The 3,166-nt window shown below is 30.1% G+C and carries 1 protein-coding gene; it reads left to right on the top strand.

Features of this window, described 5'->3' with window-relative positions; translation table 11 throughout:
- Positions 1-629 precede the first annotated feature (629 nt).
- Positions 630-2,837 carry a hypothetical protein gene (locus EIG86_RS06165; protein ID WP_127845292.1) on the top strand — a complete coding sequence of 736 codons (2,208 nt, stop codon included), beginning with the start codon at positions 630-632 and terminating at the stop codon, positions 2,835-2,837.
- Positions 2,838-3,166 lie beyond the last annotated feature (329 nt).

The following is a 3,166-nucleotide window of genomic DNA, read 5'->3' as shown; positions in this document are numbered from 1 at the left end:
ATAGAAAATAAAAAACTTGCCCTGACACCTTATAAAATTAATTGCTAGTGCAAGCCTACTTACCAAAATCTTTGCGGATTTTCTATTCGGTTTATATTTGCTATTTTAGTTGCTGAAACACGCACCTACTCATAGCCGAGACCGTTAGCCACATCCTCCTGACTCAAAAAATCCTAAATCCCTCGACAAACGTTAAATGAATAAATTTAGGTTAGAAAATGAAAATTTAGAAAAATATCATTGTTTTTTGATGTTGTTGGTTGTATGATTTAATATCAACAACGGTTGTTGATATTTTGTTGCCTTGTTGTTGGTTTTTTGTTGCTGAATAGTTCTGAAACATTGCAATACTGTTTTTATTGTTGTTTGATGTTGTTGTTTGGATGGTATGATATGAACAACGGTTGTTGATATAGTCGTTGCTTTTAGTTGTTGGCTTCGTTGTTTTTATTAGAAACAAAAGTATGTCAAGAAAAAAAAACAAACTTCAATAAGTGCATATAGAGAGTCGATCACCTATTTATCCGTTTACAAACGTTTAAATACGACTAAGAAACATAAATGATATATATTTGGTGATATTAAGTGGTTGCCTCACATTTGTGAAAATCGAAATAATACAATAATCTATGGAGCTAACAATCAACAAGGAAGAATTTAAATACGCACTATCTGAATTTGGTAAAGGCGAAATATTTGAAGAATTCGCCCATTCATTTTTAAGCCAAGTTTTAGGCGATGAATTTATTCCTGTTGGTGGCACAAAAGACAAAGGAATTGACGGAAGTTTAAAAATCTATTCACGGTCTACTCATCCAACTTTTATATATCAAATATCAACTGAACTTGGTTACGAGAAGAAAATTCAAGGCTCTATCGAAAAGCTGATTATGAATGATATTAATGTCGACCGATTAATTTACGTTACTGGAAGAAAGGTTAATCAAAAAAATACCATTGAGGATGATTTTATTAAGACCAATAAGATCAATCTTACAATTTATGATGTAGAATGGTTTGCAAGTAACGTAACAAATGATGAAAGATTAATCCAATTATACAATTCTTATATTGAAAGTAATATTCATCAATTTAGAAAACCACAAAATGAATATGTTGTTGGCAATTATATAAAAGACCCAAGGCTTTATGTTTTTATGCGTCAACAATTCAATTCAAAAAATAATAATGATGAAATAGAAGAGAAACTTGCGGACAGTTTGATACTTTACGCTTTAGAAGGAACAGCTTCAGAAACTAAAAGGTTCAAAAATTTAGAACAAATAAAACAAGATGTTGCTCAATATGTAAAATTTAATCCAAAATCTGTTTATAGTACTATTGAAAAACAATTAGGTGTTCTTTCATCAAAACCAAATCAAATAAACTATCATTCAAAAGAAGATGCATATTGTCTGCCATATCAAACAAGACTAATACTTCACGAGAGAGATATTGAAGAAACACATATTCATAATTCATTTAAGGGACAAACTTTAGAACAACTGAAAAAATATTTAAAAGATGAAAATGTAAAAGCAACAAATGTGCTTTCTCTTATTGAAACCACAGTTCATAACATATACCATAAACAAGGAATAGAATTTTCTTCATTTATTATTGACGGTCAAAGTAGAGATATACTTGAAGTTGCACTTCCTGAAATAGTTGGTCAAGTAGTAGATGATAGTCATATTAAAATGGATAATAAAGAGAGTGTTAAAAAAGCTCTTTTAATGACAATCCGAAATATAGCCTACAATGGCACAACTGAACAGAATGAATATTTAAGGCGTTTATCGTACACCTACAATATGATGTTTATGCTTCGTTGGGACCCTCATTTAGCAAGTGCTTTTCAAAAATTGGCATCTCAACTCAAAATATATGTAGGTACTTCCATTTTAATTCCGGCCTTATCAGAAATTGATTTAAAACCTTCTAAAAGAAGATATTGGAGTTTATTAGAAGGAGCATATATAGCTGGAGTTCAGTTAACAATTAACGAAACAATTTTAGACGAGTTAGTCAATCATTTTGGAATGATTCGTTACAAATACAAAACGATGTATAAAAATGTTGAGGATTTTTATCTTGAAAATGAAATCAACACAATGTACGTGGATGAAATATTAATCAGAGCTTACTTTTACTCAAAAAGTAGAGGGAATGTTCAGAGATTTTATGAATTCATAGATAACTTTGCACATCCTAATTTATACAACGCTCATCGTGATTTAAAAGAGTTTTTACACGATGAATTCCATATAGAATATGAAGACACTTCAAAAATAGAGAAGAAAATTGACGATAAGGATTTAAAGTCTTTAACAGATCGTTTAACTGAAATGAAAAACTCAAAAGAACGTGCAGAAACGGATGCAAAATTAATGCTTATGGTTTATAAACAAAGGGAAATTAATCAAGAAGAAGACAGGAAAAGTGTTTTTGGCTATAAAACTTGGTGGCTATCTAAAGATATTTATACTTATCAAGCTATTAAAGATGTGTTCGGTTCACGTTATAATGTAAATTGTTATATGCGTTCCGATTTTCTCTTTAATTATATTGCAATGGCACCAAAGAAAAAGGAAATTGACAATATGTTTAAAGAGGTGTTTCCAAGTCTTTTAGGAATTAATTTAAGCTATCACATGCCAAAAGATATTTGTGGACACGTAAATAAAGCTTTAAATGAACATTCAGAGAAATCGCCAACAATGATTAGACGTGCTGTTAGAAATTACACGGAAAAATTAATGAGTACAAACACTAAAAACTCTAAACAATTAAATTCATTTTTTGATGATGAACTGAAAAAGTTAATGAAGAATTAAAAACGTGTGGCAACAACGTGTATAAAAACAGAGCTATTACAGTTTCTTCGAGAGGTTATCGCTTATTTACAAAGTACGCCAAATCCGAAAAATTAAAGTTTATTTATAAGCTACGTTTCATACACAAGACCGTAGGCAATTTAAACCAAAAACCGAGTAATCATCAAACTTTAAGAAAGAACTGCTTATGGCTATAAAAAACTTCAACACAGACTTCTTTCTTAAAGAGGAACACATTCAAAAAGCTTATGAATTAGCAAAGGCACAAATGTAAGCTACCCTTAATTAGAACTGTTTATTATTCCAATCTAGTAACAAATTTATTGTTT

Origin of the sequence: Psychroflexus aestuariivivens, assembly GCF_004010055.1 — a bacterium.
Classification (GTDB): Bacteria; Bacteroidota; Bacteroidia; order Flavobacteriales; family Flavobacteriaceae; genus Psychroflexus; species Psychroflexus aestuariivivens.
The sequence above is the reverse complement of the archived record's forward strand: the minus strand, read 5'-3'. Positions and strand labels throughout refer to the sequence as shown.

Bases quoted from the DNA above. Each gene is read 5' to 3' on its own strand.
- EIG86_RS06165 (WP_127845292.1), top strand. From the start codon at position 630: ATGGAGCTAACAATCAACAAGGAAGAATTTAAATACGCACTATCTGAA.